Genomic DNA, 26,756 nt, shown 5'->3' on the forward strand with positions numbered 1-26,756 from the left:
ACCTAAATCAAAATATAGCTCTAACAGCTATTCGTTCCATTTATATCGGCTATCAGACGGATACCTTTAATGGTTATTTTTCTTAGATAATTAAGTTCCAGACATAAAAAAACGGGAGCTAATGAGCTCCCGTTTATCAAATTACTTTATCTTGCGATTAGAACTTCTTAGAAATCAGCGCAAAACCGGCAATGATACCAATACCTAGTAGCATGATTGCACCTTTACCGCTATCGAAGCCAGAAGAGATACCCATGAACGCAACGATTGCGATAGCTACAGGGATGATGTACTTAACTAGTGTGTACCATAGACCAAATAGTGGGAAAGATACTTCACCATCGTTAGTGATTTCTTTCTCTAGGTCTGCACGGTTTAGTCTCCAACCAGCGAAGATACATACCAACATACCGCCAACCGCTAGGAAAATCTTATCCGTTAGTAGGTCGAAAATGTCGAACGCGCCAGTATCAAACAGTGTTGGACCGAAGCCGCCAAGTGATAGAGAAGCGAAGATACATAGAATCGCCATTACAACACTTGCAGACAGTACCGCTGTTACACGCTTCATGCCTTTCTCATCGATTAGGTAAGAAACCACAACTTCAAGTAGAGATACTGAAGATGTTAGTGCCGCAACACTCAAACCAACGAAGAACATAAGAGCAAATAGAAGACCGATTACGCCGCCCATTTCAGCGAATAGCTGAGGAACAACAACGAATACTAAACCAGGGCCCGCTGCAGGTTCCATACCGAACGCGAACATTGCAGGGAACATTGCAACACCAGCTAGAATAGCAACACCAGTATCCATTGCGGTTACCATTGCTGTTGTCTGAACTAGGTTCTCTTTCTTCTTAAGGTAAGAACCGTATGTCATCATACAACCCATACCAAGACTTAGAGAGAAGAATGCTTGACCTAGAGCGGCTAGGATTACATTGCTGTCTACTTTAGAGAAGTCAGGACTGAATAGGAACTCAAGACCAGCCATCGCGCCCGGAAGCATAATGCCTTTGATTGATACTACAATAAGGATAATGAAAAGAAGCGGCATCAGGATCTTACCTGCTTTCTCAATACCACCAGAGATACCTTTCATAACGATAACAACGTTAAGTAGTAGGTATAAGCCCATCCACATTAGTGGTTGAACTGGGTTTGAGATAAAGCCACCAAAGCTATCACCAATTGCTTCTGGTGCGTCTAGAAGACCACCTGCAATTTTACCGATGTATGCGATTGACCAACCGCCTACTACTGGGTAGAAACCCATGATAAGTAGACCACTGAATACGCCGATAACGCCAGCGAACGTCCAACGACGGTCAGTTGTTTTAAATGCACCTACTGCTGATTTTTGCGTATGACGGCCAATCGCAAATTCAGTCAGCATGACACTGAAACCAATAAAAATTACAAAAAACAGGTAAATGGCAACGAATGCACCACCGCCACTTTCGCCTGCTGTGTATGGGAATTTCCAAATGTTACCTAAGCCAACAGCAGAACCTGCTGCAGCCATTACGAATCCTAACTTCGAACCCCAGGTATCGCGGGGTGTTGTGGTTGTATTACTAGTAGCCACGTGTACTCCAAACTTTTGTGTTATGTGATGTTGTGTTTTGCTTTGGGTGGCGTCTTTAAAAGGAAGGTGTATAAATAAATTTACACACCTAAAAGATTTGATTGACGCTCGTTGTCTAGCAAGTAAACCAGTTTAAGAATAAAATTGGAAGAGCATACCGTACAAATTTCGTTAAAGATGTAAATTTTTATGGTTAAATGCCGACTTTTCATACAAAACAATCGTTTTCTTCTTAAGTTGACCAAAACTTAACAACTTTAACCTATTTACATCTTTTGCTCTATTTTGTAAATAGTTGAATCCTTAAATTCCCATATCCGTTAAATAGCATTACTATCTAAGTGTCTCTTTTTTCGAGTATTCAATGTGGATAAGCTTTATCATTTTTTAACTTTGGCCTCTGTTGTTTTGTACTGGGTTCTCGTAGCCGGTGTGACGTTTCGTGTTGTACTAAAACGACGCTCTGTCAGCGTTTCTCTTGCTTGGCTAATGGTTATCTACATTATCCCGATTGTTGGTGTAGCTTGTTACTTCCTTTTTGGTGAGCTAAACCTAGGCAGAAAAAGGGCTGAACGCGCTCATCGTATGTTTACCCCTTTCGGCGACTGGTTCCGTCAATTGAATGATTGCCAACTTCACCAACCAGGGAAAGTCGGCTCCCCTATCCATAAGATTGACGAGCTTTGTAACAATCGAATGGGCATCCCTGCACTCAGTGGAAACACTCTATCGCTGCAATCTTCACCAAACGAGATCCTACACGCAATTATCGAAGATATAGAAAATGCACAAACCAGTATCAAGATGGTTTTCTATATTTGGCATCCAGGTGGCCTGACCGATTCGGTTGCCTCTGCGCTGATTCGCGCTGCAAAACGTGGCGTAGATGTTAAAGTTTTGCTCGATTCAGCCGGTAGCCCTCGCTTTTTCAAAAGCCACTGGCAGTCAATGATGAAGGACGCAGGCGTTCAAGTCGTACAAGCACTAGAAGTGAGCCCATGGCGTATTTTTTTACGTCGCCTAGATTTAAGACAACACCGCAAAATCATTGTGATTGACGAGACTATCGCCTATACGGGTTCAATGAACATGGTCGATCCTGCTCACTTCAAACAAAGTTCCGGCGTTGGTCAGTGGATTGATGTAATGGTCAGAGTGACTGGGCCAACCGTTAATGTGTTATCCGCTATTCATGGCTGGGATTGGGAAGTTGAGACTGGTGAACGCATTCTCCCTGATATACCTGAATGCCCAGTTGAAGAAATCATGACACATCATCCGGTTCAAGTAGTGCCGTCTGGCCCTGGCATGCCGGAATATTTGATCTTACAAGTACTGACCATCGCCATCAATCAAGCGAATCATTCTGTACGTATTACTACACCTTATTTTGTGCCAAGTGCTGACTTACTCGAAACACTTAAGATGACAGCTCAACGCGGCGTAACTGTAGAACTGATCATTCCACACAATAACGATTCACTAATGGTTAAATGGGCTTCTCGTGCGTTTTATACCGAGTTGCTTGAAGCTGGCGTGAAGATCTATGAATTTTACGGTGGCCTTCTTCATACCAAATCGGTAGTGATCGATGAAGAGTTTTGCTTGATCGGAACCGTCAATATCGACATGCGCAGTTTGTGGCTCAACTTTGAAGTGACTCTGGCTGTGGATGATGTGCATTTCACGCAAAAACTGTCTGAGCTGCAGAAATCTTATATCGCTTCATCCCACTCTGTAGAGTTAGAACAGTGGGAGCAAAGAAACCTTAGTAATCGCTTCTTTGAGAGGCTGTTCTACTTGTTCAACCCACTCCTATAATTCCAGCAATGAGTCGATTATGGCTCGTTGTTTCCCCATCGATCATTTTTAACCTTTCACTGTTAACTGAGTGAAAGGTTAAAAATCGTAAGAAAAGCGCAAAAATCCCCGCTCCGCTCTTGCTTTGAACACTCTTGGCATGTTTTAAATAGGACATAACCGATTGATAAGGAATTCACAGCATGTCCGAGAACAAAACCACTAAACTTATCACTGCCGGTCGTGATAAGAAGTGGACCAATGGTGTTGTTAACCCACCAGTACAACGCGCTTCAACTGTCGTATTTAACTCAGTAGAAGAGAAGCGTAAAGCTACGATTAACCGCGCTAACAAGACCCTTTTTTACGGACGTCGTGGAACCAACACTCATTTTGCCTTCCAAGATGCGATGGTTGAAGTAGAAGGCGGCGCGGGTTGTGCACTGTACCCGTGTGGTACAGCAGCAATTTCGAATGCCATTCTCTCTTTTGTAGAAACAGGTGATCATATTTTAATGGTTGACACCTGCTACGAACCTACTCGTGATTTCTGTGACACCATCATGAAAAAGATGGGGGTAGAGACAACTTACTACGAGCCAACGATTGGTGAAGGTATCCAAGACCTTATCAAGCCAAACACTAAGGTGCTGTTTACTGAGTCTCCAGGCTCTGTCACCATGGAAGTGCAGGATATTCCAACACTAGCGCGTATCGCTCATGAACATGACATCATCGTTATGCTAGACAATACTTGGGCGGCTGGCGTGAACTTCTCACCGTTTGATTTTGGTGTTGATATCTCGATTCAAGCAGCGACCAAATACATCGTGGGTCACTCTGATGTGATGCTAGGTACGGCAGTCGCCAATGAGAAATGCTGGGATCAACTAAGAGAGCAAAGTTACTTGATGGGGCAATGTGTCTCACCTGATGATGCTTATTTAGGGCTTCGCGGCATTCGTACTCTTGATGTGCGTCTACGCCAACACGCAGAAAGCAGCTTGAAGGTCGCAAAATGGTTAGAGACTCGTCCTGAAGTTAACCACGTTCGTCACCCTGCTCTTGAGTCTTGCCCAGGCCATGAATTCTTCAAACGAGATTTTACTGGCGGTAATGGCTTGTTCTCTTTTGTACTAAACAACTCTAATATCAAAGCGACGACAGCGTTACTTGATGGAATGACACATTTTAGTATGGGTTACTCTTGGGGTGGATTTGAAAGTTTGATTCTAGCTAACGAACCAAGCAGTTTTGACAGCTTGAGAACTGTTGCCAATCCTAATTTCGAAGGTACCTTGATACGTGTTCATATTGGGTTAGAAGATGTTGATGACCTGATTGCTGATCTAGAGGCGGGATTAGAACGTTATAGCGCTCTGATTTAATCTGAGACGATAGGTCTAATATGCAAAAAAGGCAGGATATTCCTGCCTTTTTCTGTTTAAAGCATAACTCAAAATACTCATATTCAGATACTTCAGCTCATAATACAAACCGCTCATAGTCCAGAAGCTTTCAAAGCCAATATTGAACCTTAAAGCACATCCACTTAAAGATCTCAGAGCGATGAAAAAATGGCTATGAATTTTTCAATTTCTAAGTGATTGTTCCGCTGAAATAAATAACACTTTATTTGTGTGGGCAACCGACTAAATGATCATTGACCATACCTGTTGCTTGCATAAATGCGTAACAGATTGTTTCTCCTACAAACTTAAAGCCTCTTTTTTTCAAAAACTTACTCATTGCTTTAGATTGCTCGGTAGAAGCGGGAACTTGAGACATCTCAGTCCAGTTGTTTTCTATCACCTTGTTATCGACAAATTGCCACAAAGCATTTGATAAAGAACCAAACTCTTTCTGGAGTTCAAGTGTTGCTCGAGCATTACCGTATACAGAGGCGATCTTGCCCTTATGCTTAACCACATCGAAGTTTTCAATGATGAACGGCACGTTGTCTTCATTCAACTCAGCTAGCTTGTTTAGATCGTAATTATCAAATGCAGCACGATAGCCTTCACGCTTTTTAAGGATCGTAATCCAGCTAAGACCCGCCTGAGCGCCTTCTAAAGTAATGAACTCAAACAGAACTTGGTCATCATAAACAGGCACGCCCCACTCTGCATCGTGGTACTCCCTTTCAAGCTCATGTTTAAGCGCCCATGCACACGTTCTATCCACTGTATTCGCTTCCATTTCGATAGTCTCTTTTAGTAATCGTACATAAAAATAATGCCCCAAATAGGGGCATTATTTCAAAGGTTAGTTGACGTTAAGCCACTTCAATTTTATGGAATAAACGATACAGCACAGGTACTACGATTAGCGTGAGTACAGTCGCAAAGCCTAAACCAAACATAATGGTTACTGCCATTGGCTTGAAGAAGATGTCAGGCAGTAACGGGATCATACCTAGAATCGTTGTAATCGCTGCCATGCATACTGGGCGAACACGACTCAATGCAGCATCAACTACCGCAACATAAGGGTCTTTACCTGATTTCATTTCAATCTCAATTTGATCAAGTAATACGATACCGTTCTTAAGTAGCATCCCGGATAAACTCAAGAAGCCTAGCAATGCCATAAAGCCAAATGGTGTATTCAAGGCTAATAAGCCCGTCGTTACCCCGATTAGCGCTAATGGAACCGTTAGCCAAACAATCAGCGGCTCTTTGACTGAGTTGAACAAGAACACGGTAATCAAGAACATGAACAGGTAACCCATCGGCATAGTGGTAAACAGTGACGCTTGTGCATCAGCAGATGACTCATATTCACCACCCCACTCCAACGAATAACCCGGAGGCATCTCAATCGCTTCAATTTGTGGCTGTAAGCGTTTCTGTAACGTCGAAGCCGTTTCTTCACCCAATAGGTCGTTGTCGGCCATTACCGTCAGCATGCGCTTACGATTCTTACGGATGATAAGTGGATCTTCCCATTCCAATTCGTAGCCAAGCGTCACTTGCTGCAACGGAATATATTCGCTTAATGCCGGGCTCCAAATCTTCATACCTTCGATGTTGCGAATATCAACTCGCTCATCTTCAGGTAAACGAGCCACAATAGGCATCAGCGTAGTACCATCACGATACACACCAATCGACTTACCAGAGAAAGACATCGCTAGGAAATCATCAACGTCAGACTTGGTAATACCATAACGACGCGCTTGGCTTTCATTGAACTGAGGCTCTAAGACCTTAGTTCTTTCACGCCAATCATGACGAACGTTAAACGCTCCGTCATCGGCACGCATGATGTCCATAACTTGAGCTGCGATTGAACGTAGCACGGTTGGGTCTGAACCGACGATTCGAGCCTCAATTTTCGCACCGCCACTAGGGCCTAATTCAATTTGCTTAAGTTTGTAATCAATTTCAGGGAACTGACTGTCAACGTGTTCACGGAAGCGACGCATCAGCCCTTCAAGTACCTGATAATCTGTCACACGAACCGTGATTTCGCCATACGCGCTATAACTCTTCTCGGGTGAGTAGGTCAACATGAAACGCTGCAGACCTTTACCGGCCGTGGTCGTGATATGTTCAACTTCACTTTGTTCCGACAACCAACTCTCAAGCACTCTCAACTTGGTATTAGTTGCTCGAATATCCGTACCTTCTGGCATCCAAACATCCACTTGGAACATCGGAGTAGTTGAAGATGGGAAGAATGCTTGTTTCACAAAGCCAAAACCGTACACACTCGCACCTAAACCAATCACCAGAACGATCATGGTTAGCCACGCGCGTTTCATACAGAACTCAAGGAAGTTTTTATAGATAACAAAAACCATCCCGTTGTATGGATCTTTGCCTTCGTTATCGGGATCAACCTTCTGTCCTCTGAAGAAGATATCGGCAAAAAACGGCGTGATCGAGATGGCAGTAAACCAACTCAGCATCAATGAAATCAATAGCACCGTGAACAAAGTGCCACAGTATTCGCCCGTTGAATCTTCAGACAAACCAATTGGAGCAAACGCGGTGACCGCAATCACCGTTGCGCCAAGCAGTGGCCATTTGGTTTGGGTCACGATATCAGTGGCGGCCTGCATCCGGGTTCGCCCCTTCTGCGTGCCGATCAATATCCCCTCCACCACCACAATGGCATTATCCACCAGCATCCCCAAGGCAATAACCAACGCGCCCAGTGAAATACGTTGAAGGTCGATTTTGAAGTACTGCATGAAAATAAAGGTGCCGAATACGGTCAATAGCAGTATCAAACCAATCAACAGACCCGATCGTACTCCCATGAAGAACAGTAACACCACAATTACGATCGCAACCGCCTGCCCTAAACTCACTACAAATCCGCTTACCGACTTGTTCACCTCTTTAGGTTGGTTATAAACCTCGGAGATGTCGATGCCGACGGGTTGTTGATACTTTAGCTCGGCCAATCTTCGATCAAACGCTTCACCAACCGCTACCACGTTCACGCCTTGCGCAAAAGAGACACCCAGGTTAAGCGCGAGTTCGCCGTTATAACCAATGATGTTACTCGGTACCTCAACGTAACCACGAGTTACATTCGCCACATCTTTTAGATAGATAAGCCCTTGAGCGCCACCTTCCGTAAGAATCAAATCTCCAAGCTGTTCAACGTTTTGGAACTCACCTGTTGGATGGATTCGAATATATTCATCACCAATCCTTACCGCTCCTGCACTTGATACAATATTTTGAGTCGATAAAAGATTAAATACCGTGCTTGGAGACAGACCTAAGGAGCTTATCCGCTTCATCGATATCTCAATGAATACTTGCTCTTGTTGTTGACCAGAAACAGAGACCTTACTGACCCCATCAACCAACTCCAGCTCTCGCCTTAGATAATCAATGTAATCCAGCAGCTCTTTGTAGCTATAACCATCACCCGTCACCGCAAGCAAGATCCCGTAAACGTCACCGAAGTCATCAATGACTTGAGGATCATTGACCCCAGGTGGCAGTTCAACCTTAAGATCATTCACTTTTCGGCGAAGTTCATCCCAAATTTGCGGAAGATCGTCCGGACCATAGTTATTCTTCATCGTTACCGTTACCTGAGACAGGCCACGGCTTGAAATAGAGTTCACTTCGTCGACATAGGTAAGCTGTTGAATCGCTTTCTCTAGTGGGTAGGTAACTTCTTCTTCCACCTGCTGAGGCGTTGCCCCCGGGTATGAAGTCACGACCATTGCATCTTTGATGGTAAAGGCAGGATCTTCTAAACGCCCCAAACCGAAGAATGCTGAAACACCACCAATAAGAAAGATCAGAGATAGCATCCAGCTAATGACTTTGTTACGTATAAAGTAAGAAGCAACACCTGTGATCTGATCATCACCCTGTTGATCGTCATTTTGGGGCTTGTTATTTACTTCACTCATTGTTCGTCTCCTGAGACAATACTTCCACTGTCATCCCATCTCGCAATCGCGATACGCCTGCAACAACGACATGCTGCCCCATTTCCAATCCTTTCACTACCTGCAATGTTTCCTGGTTTGCTTTTCCTAACACGACTTGTTGTTTCGAGACTGTCTTGTCGTCGTTAAGAACCCACACATAAGAGTTTTTACGATCCAGTTCATCACCGTCTGCATTGAAGACCGCTTCGATCGGAATAAGTACACCAGCTTTTAGCTCCAAACCGATATCCCGCCCGTTTGAAGTCACATCAACGGCCATACCATCAAGAATCAAATCGTCTTCTGGCATCGGCAAAGCTAATGTAACCGTGAAGGTACCCGTACTTGGATCGGGTTCAGTGGTGAACTCTTTAATACCTGCGGTGTATTCATTACCGCTTGGCACTCTCACCACAGCTTCCACGTTCGAGAGGAGCGTTTCATTGGGTTGATTCACATAAATTTGGTCAGGGAGCTGAATCACAACTTCGACATCCTCAACACTGTGAATGTTCACAATCTGTTGGCCTACCTGAATATTTTCATATTGGTCGACACTGACTCGAGAAATAATCCCATCAACAGGCGCACGAAGCATAGTGAACGATAAGCGCAGTTTCGCCAGTTCCAACTCGGCATAAGCAATCTGGCGTTGAGCGGCAATTTCATCGAATTGCGACTTAGCCAATAAGCCTTTCTTCACTAGCGGACTCGAACGTCGGTATTGACTATTGATTACCGTGTAACGAGCTTGAGCATTGTCCACATCCAATTGATAATCGGTAGGGTCAAGCTCGGCAATGATGTCCCCTTTGGCAACTCGTTCACCTTCCTTCACATCTAGCTTGAAGATTTCACCCGCAACTCGGAAACTGAGGTGAGCCTTCTCAGCAGCGTTTGCTACCGCAGGGAAATAGAGTTTGTCGCTAAAATCGATGACTGAAATCTCGATAGCTTTAACCAAGGGCGTGTTATTCACTTCTACAGCTTGCTTATCTTCACAAGCCGTCAGTAAGGCTAAACACGACAGGCCAGCAGCCACTTTAAGTGTTTTCATGTTATAGCCCCCTTTCCTTGATCCACTCTCGAACTTTAATGCCCGACTCAAGACCATTGACGCCAGAAGTCACAATGCGATCGCCATCGTTCAATCCAGAGACGATATGGCGTTTTTCATCGATGACAATGGCAACATTTTCAACAATGCCGTCGCTATTCACACGCCATACAGAGACATCATCCCCATCGGTCATCATTGCTGACGTTGGTATTTTGGTGGCCGCCGCTAACGATGAAACGAGATTTACCGAGCCAGACATACCGGGCAAAATACCCACATCGGTTGGTCTTTCCATTACCATGGTGACTTTGTACGAACCTGTTTTCGGGTCAGCTTCGGTATCCACTTCTTGGAAGGTTAAAACGTAAGAGTTTTCAGGAAACGCATCAAAAACCATGGTTGCATCCATCTCGAACCCTGATGAAAAGCGCGTAATAAGTTGGTCGGGTAATAAGAAGACGACTTTAAGAATTTGATTGGTTTGAATATTCATCACGCCTTGTTTAGCCGCAATGTATTCATGGTTTTCAGCAGGAATGATGGAAATGGTTCCGTCATACGGCGCAACCAAAGTGGTGTAGCGAAGATTCGCGTTAGCTTGATTAAGCACCGCGCGAGCTGAATTGTGGTTCGCTTTCGCTTGGTCGAAATCTTGCTCTGATACCACACGATCTTTACGAAGTTTGATCGCACGTTGATATTGAACATCGGCTAGCTGAAAATTCGCTTTTGCTTGCTTCTCGAGTAGTTGATATTCATCGGGATTTAACTTAGCAAGCTCGTCGCCTTTAGACACGTGCTGCCCAGCGGTCACATCGATGCTCTGCAATAACCCAGGAACACGGAATGCGAGTACCGCTCTGTCACCAGCTTCTGTGGTAGCAGGGAAATTACGCTCAAAGGCATTATTACCGACGGAGACAGTGAAGAGTTTGGCGGGTCTGGACTCAGGTTCAGGCACGGGAGGAAGCTCCTTACCACACCCAGACAACCCAGCTAAGGCAGTCAATAGGACAAGGGAGGCTCTATACATTGGTGATCATCCATATCTATAAATATTTTTATAACATAGATTAATCACATGTAACTTACCAGTCAGCGTAAGATTTATTTAGAGAAAATTATTAAAAAAAATAACGGCTTGGAATAAATTTTCCTAAACCGTTATCTAATCCTTTTTAGGTTTTACCACTACATGTTCTTAAATTCACGATTCACTTTAAACGTATCTGAGGTGACATAAGCTTCCATGTTGCGGACACTGGTCTCTAACTTCTGGAAATCACCCTCTAAAGTGTTCAATAGCGACTCTGCAGTTTGCCCTTTTTCCCAAGGCTTTTGCTTCAGCGTATGCTCTTGTTTCGCCTTCATTTGGTCGACATACTGAGGTGGTTGTTTTTCAAGCATAAATGTCAAAGCTAAATACGCTAATAACACCAGAAAACTACCACCAAGCAGTGCTGCTGAGATAACTAAGATGCGAACCAACCACACTTCAAGGCCAAAATAGTTCGCTAACCCTGCACACACACCAGACAATTTGCCGTTAATCGTGTCGCGATACAGTTCTCTACTCATAGTTTCGTCTCCAGTTAGGCGACTCCGCATCCAGTATTTTTTCTAGCGTTTTCACTCGGTCTTGCATGGATTCGGCTTGCGCAGAAAGCTTATGCAGACGTTGAAGATCCGTTTCAGAAAGACCATTGCTGGATTTCTTCTTGCTGCGGTAATGTAAGAATAACCATAGCGGTGCCACGAAGATTAAAAAGACAATCAGTGGACCTGCAATTAGAAATGTTGACATAGACAACTCCTAGATTATTTATCGCGGTTTTCAACTTGTTGCTTCAGTTTCGCTAGCTCTTTTTCGATTTCATCTTGAGCTTGTAGCTCGGCAAACTCTTGGTCTAAAGATTTTGCGTTGCCAGTCTTAGCGTAAACGTCCGCTTCAGCTTCTAATTCATCCACTTTACGCGAGAATTGCTCAAACTTCGCCATTGCTTCGTTGGTTTTGCTTGAGTGCAGGTGTTTTTGAACATCACGACGGTTGCTTGCCGCATTGTTACGAATCATTAATGCTTGTTGCTTTGCACGAGTTTCTGCGATCTTTGTTTCAAGTTTACCAATTTCACTCGTCAATTTTTCGATGGTTTCATGAACCAAGGTTTGTTCGGTGTGAAGGCTCTTGATGATGTCTTCCAGTTTTTGCTTTTCGATTAGCGCCGCTCTCGCCAAATCTTCGCGTTGTTTGGTCAGGGCAAGTGTCGCTTTATTTTGCCAATCTAGAATCTGTGTTTCGATAGCTTCTACTTTACGCGCTAGCTCTTTCTTGTCAGCAATTGCTTTTGCTGAGTTGGTACGAACTTCAACTAAGGTGTCTTCCATTTCTTGGATAATAAGACGAATCATCTTTTCTGGATCTTCAGCCTTATCTAATAGTGCACTGATGTTTGAATTTACAATGTCTGCAAAGCGAGAAAAAATACCCATGAGGAACTCCTTAATTACAATGATGGCAAATGCGTTTCAAATCGTTGTGCGACTTTATCAATCCACTTGCTCAAAAATTTACGTTTGTTGTTAAACCTACCATAAATAATCCAAGTAGCGTGCCAACTTTTAAGCCATTTATTATCAGTTACTTACAATAAAATGGTGATTAACTCGAACCATGCTATGATGAATTTAGCCAAGTATTGGTATTTTTCACCACTATGGCTCTTACATGACCTCTCCAGCGATTAATTCATACAAGGACCCGCTATGCAGCAGAACCTCATTGGTGAATCACCTAGCTTTCTCTCTGTGTTAGATAAAGTTTCCCAACTCGCACCAATAGAAAGACCCATTCTGATCATTGGCGAACGTGGCACAGGTAAAGAGTTGATCGCACAAAGACTGCATTACCTTTCAAGACGTTGGGATCAACCTTTGATCTCATTGAACTGCTCAACCTTAAGTGAAGGTTTGATTGATTCAGAACTGTTTGGTCATGAATCGGGATCCTTTACGGGTTCGAAAGGGCGTCATCAAGGTCGTTTTGAAAGAGCAGAAGGCGGAACGCTGTTTCTGGATGAGCTGGCGACCACTCCCCTTGCGGTTCAAGAGAAACTACTGCGCGTTATTGAATACGGGCAATATGAACGTGTCGGTGGGCAAAAGGCGCTAAGTGCCAATGTCAGACTGGTGTGTGCAACCAATGCCGACTTACCAGACATGGCATTAAAGGGCGAATTCCGAGCAGACCTATTAGATAGACTGGCGTTTGACGTCATTACTATCCCTCCTTTGCGTGAGCGAAAAGAAGACATCATGCTACTGGCAGAATATTACGCCATTAAGATGTGTCGTGAATTGGAATTGGAGTTGTTTGTTGGCTTTGCCCCCTCTGCCGTTGAATCGCTTTTGGATTATTCTTGGCCAGGGAATGTACGAGAACTCAAAAACGTCATTGAGCGAGCTATCTATCAGCACGGAAAAGATCCATATCCTATTGAATATTTGGTGTTTAACCCATTTAAACCCGCATGGAAAACAGAGCAAGATTCCCCTCCGGAAACTGGCAATGAGCCGTCTAACAGCCATACTTCATCAGAGAGCTTGTTTTCTTTGCCGCTTGATTACAAAGCATGGCAAGAACAACAAGACATCAAGCTACTCAACCAAGCCCTCAAACAGAGCAAATATAACCAGAAACAAGCCGCAGAATTACTTGGGTTAACCTACAACCAATTACGTGGAATGGTGAGGAAGTACGCGATTGTCGGACAAGCTAACGATAAATAGCTGTCCACACTTGATTATTATTTGGAGCCGAATAAATAAAATGTTAAATTGTCCGGATCTTGAGGCTCCTCTAACGCCTCGTTTCGAAAAGTATTTCTTTTTATGAAAGCACTAATAAGACTATCACTGAGCATCTGTACGCTGAGCTTTCTCGCTGGATGTGGTGAGAGTGTGAATCACGAGCAAATCCGTGAAAAAGGCTTCATTTATTGCGGCCAAGGTAATCCTAGTACCTTCAATCCACAGCTAGTTGATAGTGGCATTACCGCAGAATCGCTGAGTCCTCAAATCTTCGATACACTGCTCACTCTTGATCCGATGACGTACCGACCAAAACAGAACTTAGCGACAAGTTGGTCTGTTGATAAATCAGGTACAGAATACACGTTCAAACTGCGCCCAAATGTTGCGTTCCAAACCACAGACTGGTTCACCCCAACTCGTAGCATGAATGCACAAGATGTGGTGTTTAGCTTTGAACGTGTCATTGATAGTTCAAACCCATTTCATTATGTGGGTGGCGGCCTATACCCATGGTTTGCCGGAATCGACTTCAAAAACCTGATTGTCGATATCACCGCAGTTGATGACCTAACGGTGAAATTCCAATTAAGTCGCCCAGACAATTCGTTTCTCAATAACATCGCCACCAGCTATGCAGTCATTCACTCTAAGGAGTATGCCAATCAGCTCATTGCAGCGGATGAGAAAAATCGAATCGATTCCAATCCAGTCGGCACTGGCCCTTTCTACTTAGATGAATACCAAATCAACGACCTAGTGCGCTTGAAAAAGAACAAGCACTACTGGAAAGGTGAAGTACAAATGGACCAAGTTGTGTTCGATACTTCGCAACGTGGAACAGGCACACTTGCCAAGCTTCTGCGTAGTGAGTGTGACGTGCTCAACTCACCAATTTCTAGCCAAATCCCTATTATTCAGGCTCATGAAGAGTTGAAGATTTCTGCTACTCCGGCGGTTAATGTCTCTTTCATCGCACTGAATACTGAGCACCCTGCACTGCGTGACTCTCGAGTTCGTAAAGCGCTCAACTTAGCCATCAATCGTCAGAACATTCTTGATTCTGTGTATTACGGTACAGGAACCAAAGCCTACACCTTGCTTCCTCCGACTTCTTGGGCTCACCAAAAAGACAGCGTTCAAGTTCGCTACGACCGAAACTATGCGGTTGCGCTTCTCAAAGAAGCTGGCGTTGAACCTGGGTTAGAGCTTTCAATGTGGGTACCACTAGAGCCACGCGCATACAATCCAAGTCCAAGAAAAACGGCAGAACTTATCCAAGCAAACTTAGCCGATATTGGTATTGAATTGAAACTCTATACCGACGACCGATTTGACCGCACACAGTTGTCCTCTATTTCCTCAACAGACTTGTTGCTTACAGGCTGGATAGGCAATACCGGTGACCCGGACAACTTCTTACGTCCGCTGCTCTCATGCAGCTCTGAGCGTGCAGGGTTAAACGTCTCGATGTGGTGTAATTCAGACTTTGATTTCCTTCTCGACTTAGCATTAGAGATCAATCAACAAAGGCACCGTGTGAACTTGTACCGACAAGCCCAAAACATTCTCAATGAAGAAGTTCCTGTGATTCCTTTAGCTCATGGCGTGCAATTTCGCGTGCACGATCGTTCGCTAACAGGCTTTAAAGCAAGTCCTTTCAATGCCCAACCTTTTGATCAAGTCAGAAGAGAGGTGCAGTAATGTTTTGGTATACATTAAGACGTGTAAACTTATTCGTTATTACGCTAGGAATTCTGACCTTGGTAGGTTTTTCCCTGCTTCGATTAGACCAAACCTCACCTTGGGCAATTCAAGATTTTTGGCCCGGTTGGATTAGCTATATCACTGAATTATCGACGCTAAACTTTGGCCTAAGCAAACACGGTGTGCCTATCATCGATGAGTTGGTCCTGGTGTTCCCTGCAACGCTAGAGCTGTGCTTCTTTGCCTTTGTGTTGGCACTCATCATCGGTATCCCTTTCGGCACCATTGCTGGTATGAGACAAGGTAAATTTGTTGATACCACCATATCGTTCACCTCAATGGCCGGTTACTCTGCGCCTATATTTTGGGTCGCGTTGCTGATGATCATGGTGTTTTCACTGCACTTTGAAATGTTCCCAGTTGGTGGCCGATACGACCTACTTTACGAGATTGAACACGTGACTGGATTCGCGATGATTGACGCCTTTTTTGCCGAGGGTCGCTACCGTGCGCACGCACTACAAAGTGTTATCGAGCACATGGCGTTGCCTTGTCTTGTTTTAGCACTGGCGCCAACGACTCAGGTCATCCGATTGATGAGAGCGTCAGTGGCTGAAGTAATGACGCAAAACTACATCCGCGCTGCGCGAATTAAAGGTCTTTCCACTAGAGAGATCATCACACAGCACGTGCTAAGAAACGCGATACCTCCGATTATTCCAAAGGTCGGCGTTCAACTATCGAGTATGTTGACGCTTGCTATTATTACCGAGTCTATCTTTAACTGGCCGGGCATTGGTCGCTGGTTATTGGATGCATTATCGAATCAAGATTACGTTTCAATTCAAGCAGGCGTAATTGTGGTGGCAACCTTGGTTTTGACCGCCAACATTCTGTCCGATCTACTGGGCGCGATGATCAATCCACTGGTAAGGAAGGAATGGTATGCTAACAAATAACGTCTACCAAGAAGAACAGATTCCAACCCAGTTCGAACGTTTCTGGCGCAGCTTCCGTAGCAATAATCTGGCTATGTTTGGCTTGTGGTGTTTGGTGCTTATCATTCTGGTCACCGTCACTTCACCGTGGCTAGCCCCGCATGATGCTCAAGAACAAACCGGTCACCTATTGACGCCGCCCTCTTGGGATCCAGCAGGCACGGTTGAATACTTTCTGGGCACGGATGACTTGGGCCGAGACATTCTCTCTCGCTTGATCATTGGCTCTCAGCTGACGTTTGGCGCCGCAGTGGTGATTACCTTTATCGCAGCCGTCATTGGTTGTCTGATTGGTGTACTTGCTGGTATGACTCGTGGATTGCTATCAAGCACACTAAACCACCTGCTTGATACCGTTATGTCGATTCCATCTCTTCTGCTGGCGATTATCTTCGTGGCATTCCTTGGCTTTGGTGAGTTCAATATCTTGCTCGCCTTGTGTTTGGCACTGATCCCGCGCTTTATACGCTCGGTGTACATTGCCGTGCATGCTGAAGTAGAAAAAGACTATATTCTGGCTTCTCGCCTTGATGGTGCGAACGATTTTTACCTGCTTTGGAATTCAATCCTTCCGAACATTCTTACCGTGATCGCACTTGAAGTGACGCTGGCACTGTCAGTTGCAATTCTTGATATCACTGCTTTAGGTTTCCTAGGACTTGGCGCTCAAGCACCGAGTACCGAATGGGGCTCAATCTTGGGTGATTCGGTCGAGTTGATTTACCTTGCGCCATGGACAGTTACCCTACCCGGCTTAGCTATTATGTTTACAGTGATCGTGATTAACCTCGTCGGTGAAGGTGTTCGCCAAGCGCTAAATGCAGGAATCGAATAATGCCGTTACTTGATATTCGACATCTAACCATCGAGATTGAGACCCCTCAAGGAATGGTTAAAGCGGTAGATCGAATGAGTATTACCCTCAATGAAGGGGAAATTCGTGGCTTAGTAGGTGAATCAGGCTCTGGTAAGAGCTTGGTTGCAAAAGCGATTGTCGGGGTTTGTAAAGAGAACTGGAAGGTTTCCGCAGACCGAATGCGCTTAGGTAATATCGACCTGCTGCAACTGACGCCGAAAGAAAGACGCCGAGTGATCGCCCGCGATATCGCGATGATCTTCCAAGAGCCATCGACGTGTCTTGATCCTTCTGAAAAAGTAGGCAACCAGCTCGTTGAAGCGATCCCTTCCCATTCGTTTGAAGGTCGCTGGTGGCAACGATTTAAGTGGCGTAAGAAGCAAGCGATCGCGTTACTGCACAAAGTGGGCATCAAAGACCACTCTCGCCTAATGGACAGTTACTCTTATGAGCTGACCGATGGTGAGTGTCAGAAAGTCATGATCGCAATGGCGATCGCTGCCAAGCCAAAAGTCTTGATTGCAGATGAGCCAACCAACGATTTAGATCCAATTACACAGTCTCAAATATTGCGCCTGTTGAGTCGTATGAATCAGATCAATAACACCACCATCGTACTGATCGGCCATGACTTAACCACCATTACCCAATGGGCGACTCGTATTACCGTGATGTACTGTGGTCAATCTGTAGAATCCGCTGATACGCCGAAGCTGTTGGACGCACCCAAGCACCCATATACTGTTGCTCTGCTAAAAGCGATGCCAGACTTTAACGATTGGATTCCCCACAAAGAAAAACTCCAGTCTTTGCCAGGGTCAATTCCACCGCTGCAACACCTTCCTATTGGTTGTCGATTAGGGCCTCGCTGCCCATACGCACAAAGGCAGTGTGTCGAGATCCCACATACGAAACGTATCAAGAACCATAAGTTCAACTGTCACTTCCCTCTGAATATGGAGAAGAAAAAGAAATCATGAGTGCATTATTAGAAGTCAGTGATTTGTCTAAAGACTTTACGACTCGCTCTGGTCTTTTCCGTAAAAAGATTCATCAGGCGGTGAAGCCAGTTAGCTTTTCTCTTGAAGCAGGCCAGACAATTGGTTTTATCGGCCAGAATGGTTCTGGCAAATCAACATTAGCCAGAATGCTCGCAGGCATGGTGGAGCCAACCGCAGGCGAGATCCGCGTGAATGGCGAAAAGCTAGAGCACAAAGACTACTCGACTCGTTGTAAGCTGATTCGAATGATCTTCCAAGATCCGAATACGTCACTTAACCCGCGCATTCAGATCGGTCGAATTCTTGAAGGTCCATTAAAGCGAAACACCAACATGCCTCCAGAAGCTCGTATGCGTCGTGTGAAAGACACACTACTGCGCGTAGGCCTTCTACCGGAACATGCGTATTTCTACCCTCAGATGCTTGCTGCAGGCCAGAAACAAAGGGTTTGTTTGGCTCGTGCCTTAATACTTCAGCCATCCATCATTGTTGCTGATGAAGCTTTAAATGGTTTGGACATGGCAATGCGCTCGCAAATCATCAATCTGTTCTTAGAGTTACAAGAAGAGATGGGCGTATCGTTCGTTTATGTATCTCAACACCTCGGTATTGTTAAGCACATTACCGACAAGATTATTGTCATGCATGAAGGCAATGTGGTTGAGAGTGGGGAAACAGATCAAGTGCTAACCAATCCAACTCACCAAATCACCCAAAGATTGGTTGAGAGCCATTTCTCCAAAGCGCCGAACCACTAACCTGGAATCACGCTACATTTAGCAGAGGGGAAAAGTATGTATCGAACAGCTTCAATGCTTCCCCTCTTGTTGGTGCTGTTGTCCTTTAACGCGACAAGCACACCGCTCACATGGCTAGATAGAAGCTTCGTCGAAACTGCCTTTTATAACGTCGCGCTTCAACACGAATACTCCCAAGGCAACAAACCGCTCGCCAAGTGGAAACAACCGATCAAGATTTGGATCGATCATCGAGTGGGCGATGAGGAACTGCATCAAGAGATCACAGAGCTTCATATCAAACACTTATCTGAAGTCACCCAACATCCAATAACAATCGTCAGTAAAGAGTCCGAAGCGAACGTTAAATGGATATACACAAGGCAGAGCCAGTGGGTATCTGAGGCGAAATCGGTGCTCAAGCTCAAATCAACTCAACATTTAAATAGCGCCATCTGCACGGCGGGCTATAGAACCAATTCTAAAGGCGAGATTGTATACGCTGGGATTGTAATCCCGGTTGATCAGGCAAGATCGCGAGGTAAGCTGGTCGCCTGTATCGTGGAAGAGATCACACAAGTTCTAGGCCTGCCGAATGATTCAGATAAAGCCTACCCTTCTATTTTCAACGACCACACGCCAGAAGACTTATTATCGCCGTTAGACGTAGTGCTACTGCAATTGCTGTATGAACCAGAATTGAAAGCTGGAATGACAAAATCTGAAGTAAAACCTATCGTTCGAAAGATACTCAAGAGATACAGCAAAACAGGTGTGCTTCAGCAAGCTTCTAAAGCCGCACAGCAAGCGCCTTTGTATCAGTTGATTGGGTATTGACGAATATACGTTGGAAGCAGCTTAGATGGGATAATTGAATGATAGCGCTGCCTAAGAAAGGCAACGCTGACTTACGATGTTACTGTATTACGAAAGAACTAGCGCTTAGCTGCCTGCTTTTTCAATTCGAAGTCGAACTCATCCGGGAACAAGATAACGCCTTCTTCTTGCTCGTTCGGGAATACTACAACAGCAAGTTCGTCGTCTTCTAGACCGTTCGTCCAGCGACTGTGCCATTTGTTCAACGAAATAGACTCAGCTTTACACTCAGACCAATCACCCGTTGCCCATGATTCTGCGAACTCTTGGTTTGGCCATACTGGAACACAATCTTCATCTTCTGTGTTCAGCATTACACAACCGTGTTCATCGGTTAAGATCCATACTTCACGGTTTGCTACGATTTCTTTCACACAGTATTTCAGGCGTTGCTCGCCCGTGTACTTGTTGATTTCAGCGATTTTTTTATCGTCTAGCTGTGTAGTCATCTTAATTTCCTACTTTAGTCAGTAACTTTGCTCTTAAAGCTATTTTATGCCGAGTGTTGTTAACTTCAAACATTATCGATGAAGAAGAAAGTCTACTTCAAAGAAAAACGCCTGCTAAATAAGCAGGCGTTTAATATTAAGCGACTTGATTAAACAAGCTCACCTTGTAGCCAAGGCCAGCCTTGCTTCTTACGGCTTAGTGTATTTTCCATCATTAATACGCCGCCTTTCTCGTGCTTAACCAATTTCTCAGCCCACTCACCTTTGTATAGAAGACGAGTTTGAGCAGTAGTGATATCTGTTAGCATTACCGCAGCGAACGCTAGACCGTCTTTCTCACAACGCTCTTCAAGATCAGCTTCTAGCGCTTCGATCATGCCGTCTACTTGCTCAAGAGTCGCAAGTTCAACTTGACCAACAACAACATCACGACCGTTGAATGGGTAGCCTTTAAGGTCTTTTTCTACTAGCTGTGCAGCAGATAGGCCTTCGATGTTTGTTTTTGCGATTAGAAGCGCTTTGATGAATGCATCAACGTCAGTTACGCCAGCAATTTCAGCAAGCTCAGCAACCGCGTCTTTGTCTTTTTGAGTACATGTTGGAGAAGCGAAACCAACTGTGTCTGAAAGAATTGCAGACATCATTAGTTTAGCGATTTGTTGAGAGATTGCGTGACCTTCAATCTTGAACATGTTGAAAAGTACAGTGTTTGTACAACCAACAGGCCAGATCCAAGCTTCCATTGGGTTTACTGTCATCACGTCGCCTAGACGGTGGTGATCAACAATACCTACGATCTCTGCATCAGCAACATCATCTGGTGCTTGTGCTAGATCTGAGTAGTCTACTAGCCAGATTTTCTCACCAGCAACAGAAGTACGAAGCTCTGGCTTTTCAGCACCAGCGACTTCTAGAATGTGTTGAGTTTCGCGGTTGATCTCGCCTTGGCGAATTGGTGTCGCTTCCTCGCCACGAGCCTTAAGAAGCTCAGTTGCAACTAACGCACTACAAATACTGTCACTATCAGGGTTTTTGTGACCAACAACTAAAATCATGTTTCTTCCTATTACACTAACAATTATGACTCTACCTTTAGAGCCTCTCTTTATTAGCCATACTTTACCTCATTTTTTTAGATTGGTCATGTTTCGTGGGTTTAGCCAATAGTAACAATAGATAAAAAAACAACAAATGCAATTGATAATTATTATCATTCGTATATATTTATCTTAAGCCACTAATTTTGAGTAACACCTATGGATCGACTAATCTCTTTTTTGCCAAGCAGTAGTGCTGCGAAAACAACTCAGTTTTCACTGTCATTTAAGCGCCTGCTTTTGCCTGTCTCACTTGCAGCTTTGGTTGCAGCCCCAGCTACACGAGAGCTGACGGTGACTACTTTGTCAGACGCGTTTTGGGCAGTGTCTTGTTATGTTGCTTTAACCTTGGCTATTTACCACTGGTTAAGTCTGTACATAAACAAAGATAACGTCTTCAATAAGCTCGTCCATCAATCTCGTTCAAACCAAGTGGTATTCGCGGCTCTCATGGGCGCGTTGCCCGGCTGTGGCGGTGCGATAGTGGTTACCACACAATTTATCTCGGGCAAACTCGGATTCGGCGCAGTTGTTGCTGTGCTCGTCTCAACCATGGGTGATGCGGCCTTCCTGCTCATAGCGAGCGAGCCTAAGACAGGTTTAGCCATGATGGCGATGGGCGTGATCGTGGGTACTGCGTCAGGCCGAATCATTAACTTGTTTCACGCAGACGACTTCTTACGCCCAAAAAAAGCAGAGAAAAATGAAGCCGTTCACAGTTGCTCATCTCAATCCCAAGACAAAGAATCCGTCTCTAAAAAGGCGATCAACCTGCAAGGTTACCTATGGTCAGTGCTGATTATTCCCGGCGCTGCAGTAGCTCTACTTGGCTCTTTTCAAGTCGATGTAAACGAGTTACTCGCGTTGCCTGAAATGTCGATGGAATGGGCGGGAACAATTTTATTGATTAGCTCGATGTTTCTATGGGGCCTCACTCGGGAAATTGAAGATTACAAATCAGCAGTAAGTGAAGATGAGAAATGTTTAGGCTCACATCCACTGCAAAAAACCGCTCAAGACACCAACTTTGTGACAGCGTGGGTTGTGGTTGCCTTTCTTTTCTTTGAATTTGGCTCTGTGATAGCAAATGTTGATTTTGCGACGCTATTCTCAAGCTGGGGCATCATGCTCCCCCTGGCTGGCGTGTTGATGGGTTTGCTACCGGGCTGTGGACCGCAATTATTGGTCACTAGCTTATACCTTTCAGGCGCCCTGCCACTTTCGGCTCAGGTAGGTAACGCAATTTCAAATGATGGTGACGCGCTATTCCCTGCGATTGCGATGGCTCCCAAAGCGGCACTGGTCGCGACCTTATACTCTAGTGTGCCCGCACTAATCTGTGCTTATAGCTACTGGTTTATATTTGAGATCTAACTTGAGTAGAGTTAACTCCATAGGCTTCTGTAAGGTCGGTACTTTGTATCGGCCTTTTTGTTTCCGCCTGCTTAAGTCTTTCCACAGGTTCTTTTTACATTCCCTTCCTGCTTCACTGCTTCTACCACCTCTCTCAAACAGCGCGTTACAGCCTGTCTCAAAAACGCCCTCTATTAGCCCTGTATAATGCTTATTTAGAAACACCAACACTGATATCAAAAATACAAAAAGCCCCTGTAAGAGTGCTTACAGGGGCTTTAATTCAAGCTTTAATCTTGGTTCTTAAGACAAGACTTAAGAAACTTCGATTGGACCACCGAATGAAGTTACTGGAGGCAGTTTGCCTTGGAACTTCTCGAAATCAACCAAACATGTGTTTGCTGACGTTGCTTGAGCAAGTTCAGACGTACCGATATCTTGAGTCAGTGTGTTTGGATCGCCGTATGTATCTAGCGCGCCCACTTTCTCGTTGATCGGACCGTACCAAGCACCTTCTTCGATACGAACAACACCAGGAGCATAGCTATCCATTAGAACAGCACCCGCTAGTAGTTGACCACGGTCGTTGAACACACGTACTACATCGCCATCTTTGATGCCTTTCTTCTTAGCATCTACTGGGTTGATGTAGATTGGCTCACGGCCTTGTACCGCGTAAGTCGCACGCCACTCTTCAGATTCACACATCTGAGAGTGAAGACGCTTGTCTGGGTGACAAGATTGTAGCCAGTACGGGTGTTTGTCAGAGCCTGGACCACCGTGTGAACGTTCAGATTTCTCGAACCACATTGGGTGTTCTTGACAGTGCTCGTAGCCCATATTGCCAACAGTACGGCTTGTGATTTCGATGAAACCAGAAGGTGTACCTAGTGCGTTGATCTCTGGATCTTCACGGAATGAAGCGTGACGAGTCCATGGCTTACCTTTACCGAAGTCTAGGAAACCTTTCTCCCAGAACTCAGCAAATTCAGGCATTTCAAAGCTGCCTTCATTTGAAGCGCGACATTCGTCGTACAGTGATTTAACCCACTGCATTTCGTCCATACCACGCGTGTAATCGTCGTAACGACCCCAACGCTTAGTTAGGCTAGACATGATCTCGAAGTCAGTCTTAGACTGGAACAGAGGATCCACTAGCTTGTGCATTGCGATCAAACCACGGCCAGAGTATGCGCCATAACCATCAATATCGTTTCGTTCCCACTGAGTACATGCAGGAAGCACGATGTCAGAGTGACGACAAGTTGCAGTCCAAGCAAAATCAACAGCCACTACAGTTTGTAGGCTCTTGAATGCTTTACGCATCTTGTTGCGATCTTGGTGGTGGTGCCACGGGTTGTTACCACTAAATACCATCATCTTGATATCAGGTAGTGTTACCGTTGAACCATTCGCTTTGATCTTCTTACCAGGCTCTAGCAAGCTATCAACCCAACGAGCAACTGGGATTACGCGGCTGTAGCCGTTGTAATCTGTGTTGGTGTACTTAGGTGATTGACCTTGGTCGATGTTCAGCGGGAAAGAACCCGGAGCAGCGAAGCCAGTTGAAGATACACCGATACCAGAGTAGTGGTGACCGTAAGAGATACCACCGCCCGGTAGACCAATTTGGCCAACCATTGCTGCGATAACTGCACACATCCAGTAAGGTTGTTCACCGTGCTCTTGACGTTGGATACTCCAACCAACAAGAATCTGTGTACGACCGTTAACCAGCATCTTAGCGAAGTCACGAATAGAGTCCGCGCTTGCGCCACAGATAGCAGAAGCCCATTCTGGCGTCTTCTCAACTCTGTCTTTCGTTTCACCTTGAACGTACTTGATGAAATCTTCAAAACCTAGACAGTAAGTTTCGATGAACTTCTTGTCGTATAGGCCTTCGTTGTAAAGAACGTGAGCAACACCAAGCATGAACGCCACATCAGTTTGTGGGTTGATGTACATTTGCTCGTTTTCTAGGTAACGACCTGTTTTGTTTTTAACAGGGTCAACAGAAACAACGTTGATCTCTTTCTTAGCAACTTTTTCTTTCAGCTGTTCTAGGTATGCGAACGACTCGTGAGTCTCACATGTCCAACCTACTTGAAGGTTTTTAACTGGATCGTTACCCCAAAGAACAATGTTGTCACTGTTTTCTAGGATAAGTTCCCAAGATGTACCTTGTGCGTAAACTTCAGTAGAACCTAGCACGTAAGGCATGATCGTTTGACCAGCACCTGTTGAGTAGTCACCGATTTTCTTCACAGAGTAACCGTGAAGTGCCATTGCACGTTGCATGTGGTTAGTACAGCTATGGAACTGACCTGTTTGTCTCCAACCAGTTTGACCTGTGTGAAGCGCCCATGGACCGTAATCTTTCTGTACGCGCTCTAGCTCGCGGTAAACAAGGTCTAGTGCCTCATCCCAAGTCACACGAATAAAGCGGTTGTTACCACGTGTGTCTGCGCTGTATTTATGCTTCTTCAACCAATCTAGGCGAACCATAGGGTAACGCACACGTGATGGGCTGTAGATAATACCTTTAATACCTTTCAACATCTCAGTTGGGTGCTGATCGATTTCTAGAGGTTTAATTTCTTGTACTTTACCCGCGTAAACGCGAGCTCGGAATGCACCCCAGTGAGAACCAGAGACTTTCCACGCGCCGTCTGTTTCTGCAGCAGACGCTGATGCCGACGCCAATAAGCTTGGACCGATAACCGATGCCGCACTTGTAGTAGCGACACCTTTCAGAAAACTTCTTCTTGTAATTGCCATTGTGTTACTCCAATTGACGTCTTATTAGTGATGGCCTTCAGAAAAATCTGATGAGTGCTTCTGTAGATACTTAAGAACCAGTGCTTCTGTATCTGTATCGAAGTTAACGAATGCAATCATACCATCTAGCATGCCTACCCAACCGTTAGCGCTGAAGTGAGCTTCATCTGGCTGTGAGTGACACGTTGAACAGTTAGATTGGTACGCTTGACCCGCTGCGTTCCAGATTGGATCGAAGTTATCAACCATAGACTCTTTCTTCATCCAAAGTGCTAGGTTAACTTCTTCCCATGGAAGGCCAGTAAGCTCATCTTCTTTCTTCTCACCAACAGTGATAACGTCACTTTGAGATACATCTTTCGTCAAGATTGCAGTTGAGATGTTCATACCGAAGTCTTCTTGGATTACACGTCCGAAGCCTTTCGCTTTACGCCAACCGTCGATTTGAATCTTGATCATATCGCCTTTTTCGTCGATAACCGCAACTTTACTTGCAGGGCTTAATAGACCCGCTTCAACTTCAGCTGTTTCATCTGTGTACATTGGTAGGTGACGAATAGAGATCACGTCTGAACCATTTGCGTAAGATGTGCTGCTTGCTACGTTTTCTAGCTCGCCAACAATACCGCTCGCTGATGCCATATCTAATGGAAGGTTGTGAGCAATACCTTTGTGACAGTCAACACAGCTTTGATCACGCTCTGCCGCGTTCTTCATCTGGATACGCGCTGTTGGGCGCATGTTTTCGAAATCCATTGAATCGTAGTTGTGGCAGTTTTTACACTCTAGAGATTTGTTCGAAGAGAAGCGATCCCATTCGTGTTTAGCCAGTTCGATACGACGAGCTTCGAATTTCTCAGGCGTATCTAGGTCACCAAATACTTGAGCGAATACTTCTTTAGAAGCTTGCATCTTACGAGCGATTTTTGCTGTCCATTCATGTGGAACGTGACAGTCAGGACAAGTAGCACGTACACCAGAAGTGTTTTTCCAGTGAACCGTTTCTTGTAGTTCTACGTATACGTTGTCACGCATGGTGTGACAGCTTACACAGAATTCTTCTGTATTTGTGTGCTCTAGAGCTGTGTTAAAACCGCCCCAGAAAATAACACCGGCGATAAAGCCACCCATAGTTAGTACACCAAGACTGATGTGTACTGCTGGGCGAGTCATTGTGCGCCATAATTTAACTAAAAATGATTTCATGTTTAGCTCTCTTAAATATTGATTTTAAAAAAT

General features: G+C 44.9%; 22 protein-coding genes. 10 read left to right on the forward strand and 12 right to left on the reverse strand.

Translation table 11 applies throughout. From position 1 onward, the window contains the following. Nucleotides 1-157 precede the first annotated feature (157 nt). On the reverse strand, nucleotides 158-1,591 hold the full coding sequence (locus AB6E78_RS01075; protein ID WP_050543975.1) for a sodium-dependent transporter: 1,434 nt from the start codon (nucleotides 1,589-1,591) through the stop codon (nucleotides 158-160). 366 nt (nucleotides 1,592-1,957) lie between these two features. Here AB6E78_RS01075 and cls point away from each other — a divergent pair, with 366 nt between their 5' ends. Further along, nucleotides 1,958-3,412, forward strand: coding sequence for a cardiolipin synthase (cls, locus tag AB6E78_RS01080; RefSeq protein ID WP_017065339.1), 1,455 nt, complete (start codon nucleotides 1,958-1,960; stop codon nucleotides 3,410-3,412). A gap of 182 nt (nucleotides 3,413-3,594) precedes the next feature. After that, a complete protein-coding gene (locus tag AB6E78_RS01085; protein ID WP_017065338.1) occupies nucleotides 3,595-4,779 on the forward strand; it encodes a cystathionine beta-lyase in 1,185 nt (394 codons plus the stop codon). A 244-nt stretch (nucleotides 4,780-5,023) separates the two neighbouring features. On the opposite strand, the gene AB6E78_RS01090 is transcribed toward AB6E78_RS01085, so the two are convergent. The 7 genes from AB6E78_RS01090 to pspA all read right to left on the reverse strand — a co-directional run bounded on the left by AB6E78_RS01090 (nucleotide 5,024) and on the right by pspA (nucleotide 12,348). Further along, on the reverse strand, nucleotides 5,024-5,590 hold the full coding sequence (locus AB6E78_RS01090; RefSeq protein WP_372132415.1) for a DNA-3-methyladenine glycosylase I: 567 nt from the start codon (nucleotides 5,588-5,590) through the stop codon (nucleotides 5,024-5,026). A gap of 76 nt (nucleotides 5,591-5,666) precedes the next feature. Beyond that, the gene (locus AB6E78_RS01095) at nucleotides 5,667-8,777 is read right to left on the reverse strand and encodes an efflux RND transporter permease subunit (protein ID WP_372073088.1); all 3,111 of its coding nucleotides are present in this window, start codon (nucleotides 8,775-8,777) and stop codon (nucleotides 5,667-5,669) included. Next, entirely contained in the window at nucleotides 8,770-9,855 is a 1,086-nt protein-coding gene (locus tag AB6E78_RS01100) for an efflux RND transporter periplasmic adaptor subunit (RefSeq protein ID WP_017060312.1), read from the reverse strand. Before AB6E78_RS01100 ends, AB6E78_RS01095 begins: the two co-directional genes overlap by 8 nt. Nucleotide 9,856: 1 nt before the next feature. After that, a complete protein-coding gene (locus tag AB6E78_RS01105; RefSeq protein WP_029236444.1) occupies nucleotides 9,857-10,891 on the reverse strand; it encodes an efflux RND transporter periplasmic adaptor subunit in 1,035 nt (344 codons plus the stop codon). Between the two features lie 158 nt (nucleotides 10,892-11,049). After that, the gene (gene pspC / locus AB6E78_RS01110) at nucleotides 11,050-11,436 is read right to left on the reverse strand and encodes an envelope stress response membrane protein PspC (RefSeq protein WP_017065334.1); all 387 of its coding nucleotides are present in this window, start codon (nucleotides 11,434-11,436) and stop codon (nucleotides 11,050-11,052) included. Continuing rightward, nucleotides 11,429-11,662: an envelope stress response membrane protein PspB gene (gene pspB / locus AB6E78_RS01115; RefSeq protein WP_004734605.1), complete on the reverse strand. Its 234-nt coding sequence runs from the start codon at nucleotides 11,660-11,662 to the stop codon at nucleotides 11,429-11,431. Before pspB ends, pspC begins: the two co-directional genes overlap by 8 nt. 14 nt (nucleotides 11,663-11,676) lie before the next feature. Next, nucleotides 11,677-12,348 (reverse strand): phage shock protein PspA, encoded by a 672-nt coding sequence (pspA, locus tag AB6E78_RS01120; protein ID WP_010440091.1) that lies wholly within the window; start codon nucleotides 12,346-12,348, stop codon nucleotides 11,677-11,679. A 273-nt stretch (nucleotides 12,349-12,621) separates the two neighbouring features. Between pspA and pspF the strand changes: the two genes are divergently transcribed. The 7 genes from pspF to AB6E78_RS01155 all read left to right on the forward strand — a co-directional run bounded on the left by pspF (nucleotide 12,622) and on the right by AB6E78_RS01155 (nucleotide 19,801). Beyond that, the gene (gene pspF, locus AB6E78_RS01125; RefSeq protein ID WP_372132411.1) at nucleotides 12,622-13,644 is read left to right on the forward strand and encodes a phage shock protein operon transcriptional activator; all 1,023 of its coding nucleotides are present in this window, start codon (nucleotides 12,622-12,624) and stop codon (nucleotides 13,642-13,644) included. 102 nt (nucleotides 13,645-13,746) lie between these two features. Then, entirely contained in the window at nucleotides 13,747-15,369 is a 1,623-nt protein-coding gene (gene sapA / locus AB6E78_RS01130; protein WP_017065332.1) for an ABC transporter substrate-binding protein SapA, read from the forward strand. Further along, nucleotides 15,369-16,331 carry an ABC transporter permease gene (locus tag AB6E78_RS01135; protein ID WP_372132408.1) on the forward strand — a complete coding sequence of 321 codons (963 nt, stop codon included), beginning with the start codon at nucleotides 15,369-15,371 and terminating at the stop codon, nucleotides 16,329-16,331. The genes sapA and AB6E78_RS01135 overlap by 1 nt, the downstream gene beginning before the upstream one ends. Next, nucleotides 16,318-17,205: a putrescine export ABC transporter permease SapC gene (gene sapC, locus AB6E78_RS01140; protein WP_017065331.1), complete on the forward strand. Its 888-nt coding sequence runs from the start codon at nucleotides 16,318-16,320 to the stop codon at nucleotides 17,203-17,205. The genes AB6E78_RS01135 and sapC overlap by 14 nt, the downstream gene beginning before the upstream one ends. Next, the gene (locus tag AB6E78_RS01145) at nucleotides 17,205-18,206 is read left to right on the forward strand and encodes an oligopeptide/dipeptide ABC transporter ATP-binding protein (protein ID WP_017060305.1); all 1,002 of its coding nucleotides are present in this window, start codon (nucleotides 17,205-17,207) and stop codon (nucleotides 18,204-18,206) included. Before sapC ends, AB6E78_RS01145 begins: the two co-directional genes overlap by 1 nt. Continuing rightward, nucleotides 18,203-18,985 carry an ATP-binding cassette domain-containing protein gene (locus AB6E78_RS01150; RefSeq protein ID WP_017060304.1) on the forward strand — a complete coding sequence of 261 codons (783 nt, stop codon included), beginning with the start codon at nucleotides 18,203-18,205 and terminating at the stop codon, nucleotides 18,983-18,985. The genes AB6E78_RS01145 and AB6E78_RS01150 overlap by 4 nt, the downstream gene beginning before the upstream one ends. A 36-nt stretch (nucleotides 18,986-19,021) precedes the next feature. Continuing rightward, nucleotides 19,022-19,801, forward strand: a complete 780-nt coding sequence (locus tag AB6E78_RS01155; RefSeq protein ID WP_029235328.1) for a DUF2927 domain-containing protein — start codon at nucleotides 19,022-19,024, stop codon at nucleotides 19,799-19,801. A 98-nt stretch (nucleotides 19,802-19,899) separates the two neighbouring features. Here the strand turns inward: AB6E78_RS01155 and AB6E78_RS01160 are convergent, their stop codons facing one another. Next, the gene (locus tag AB6E78_RS01160) at nucleotides 19,900-20,289 is read right to left on the reverse strand and encodes a DUF2750 domain-containing protein (protein ID WP_004734596.1); all 390 of its coding nucleotides are present in this window, start codon (nucleotides 20,287-20,289) and stop codon (nucleotides 19,900-19,902) included. A gap of 149 nt (nucleotides 20,290-20,438) precedes the next feature. Beyond that, complete coding sequence (locus tag AB6E78_RS01165; RefSeq protein ID WP_017065328.1) at nucleotides 20,439-21,344, reverse strand: manganese-dependent inorganic pyrophosphatase; 906 nt, start codon at nucleotides 21,342-21,344, stop codon at nucleotides 20,439-20,441. 201 nt (nucleotides 21,345-21,545) lie between these two features. Here AB6E78_RS01165 and AB6E78_RS01170 point away from each other — a divergent pair, with 201 nt between their 5' ends. Beyond that, on the forward strand, nucleotides 21,546-22,760 hold the full coding sequence (locus AB6E78_RS01170; RefSeq protein WP_102320259.1) for a putative manganese transporter: 1,215 nt from the start codon (nucleotides 21,546-21,548) through the stop codon (nucleotides 22,758-22,760). A gap of 294 nt (nucleotides 22,761-23,054) precedes the next feature. On the opposite strand, the gene torA is transcribed toward AB6E78_RS01170, so the two are convergent. Both torA and torC read right to left on the reverse strand, forming a co-directional pair. Continuing rightward, the gene (gene torA, locus AB6E78_RS01175) at nucleotides 23,055-25,517 is read right to left on the reverse strand and encodes a trimethylamine-N-oxide reductase TorA (RefSeq protein ID WP_102320260.1); all 2,463 of its coding nucleotides are present in this window, start codon (nucleotides 25,515-25,517) and stop codon (nucleotides 23,055-23,057) included. A 24-nt stretch (nucleotides 25,518-25,541) separates the two neighbouring features. Beyond that, entirely contained in the window at nucleotides 25,542-26,723 is a 1,182-nt protein-coding gene (gene torC, locus AB6E78_RS01180; protein ID WP_102320261.1) for a pentaheme c-type cytochrome TorC, read from the reverse strand. Between the last annotated feature and the right edge of the window lie 33 nt (nucleotides 26,724-26,756).

It is taken from the genome of Vibrio sp. 10N.247.310.98 (genome assembly GCF_041467395.1).
Classification (GTDB): domain Bacteria; phylum Pseudomonadota; class Gammaproteobacteria; order Enterobacterales; family Vibrionaceae; genus Vibrio; species Vibrio crassostreae_C.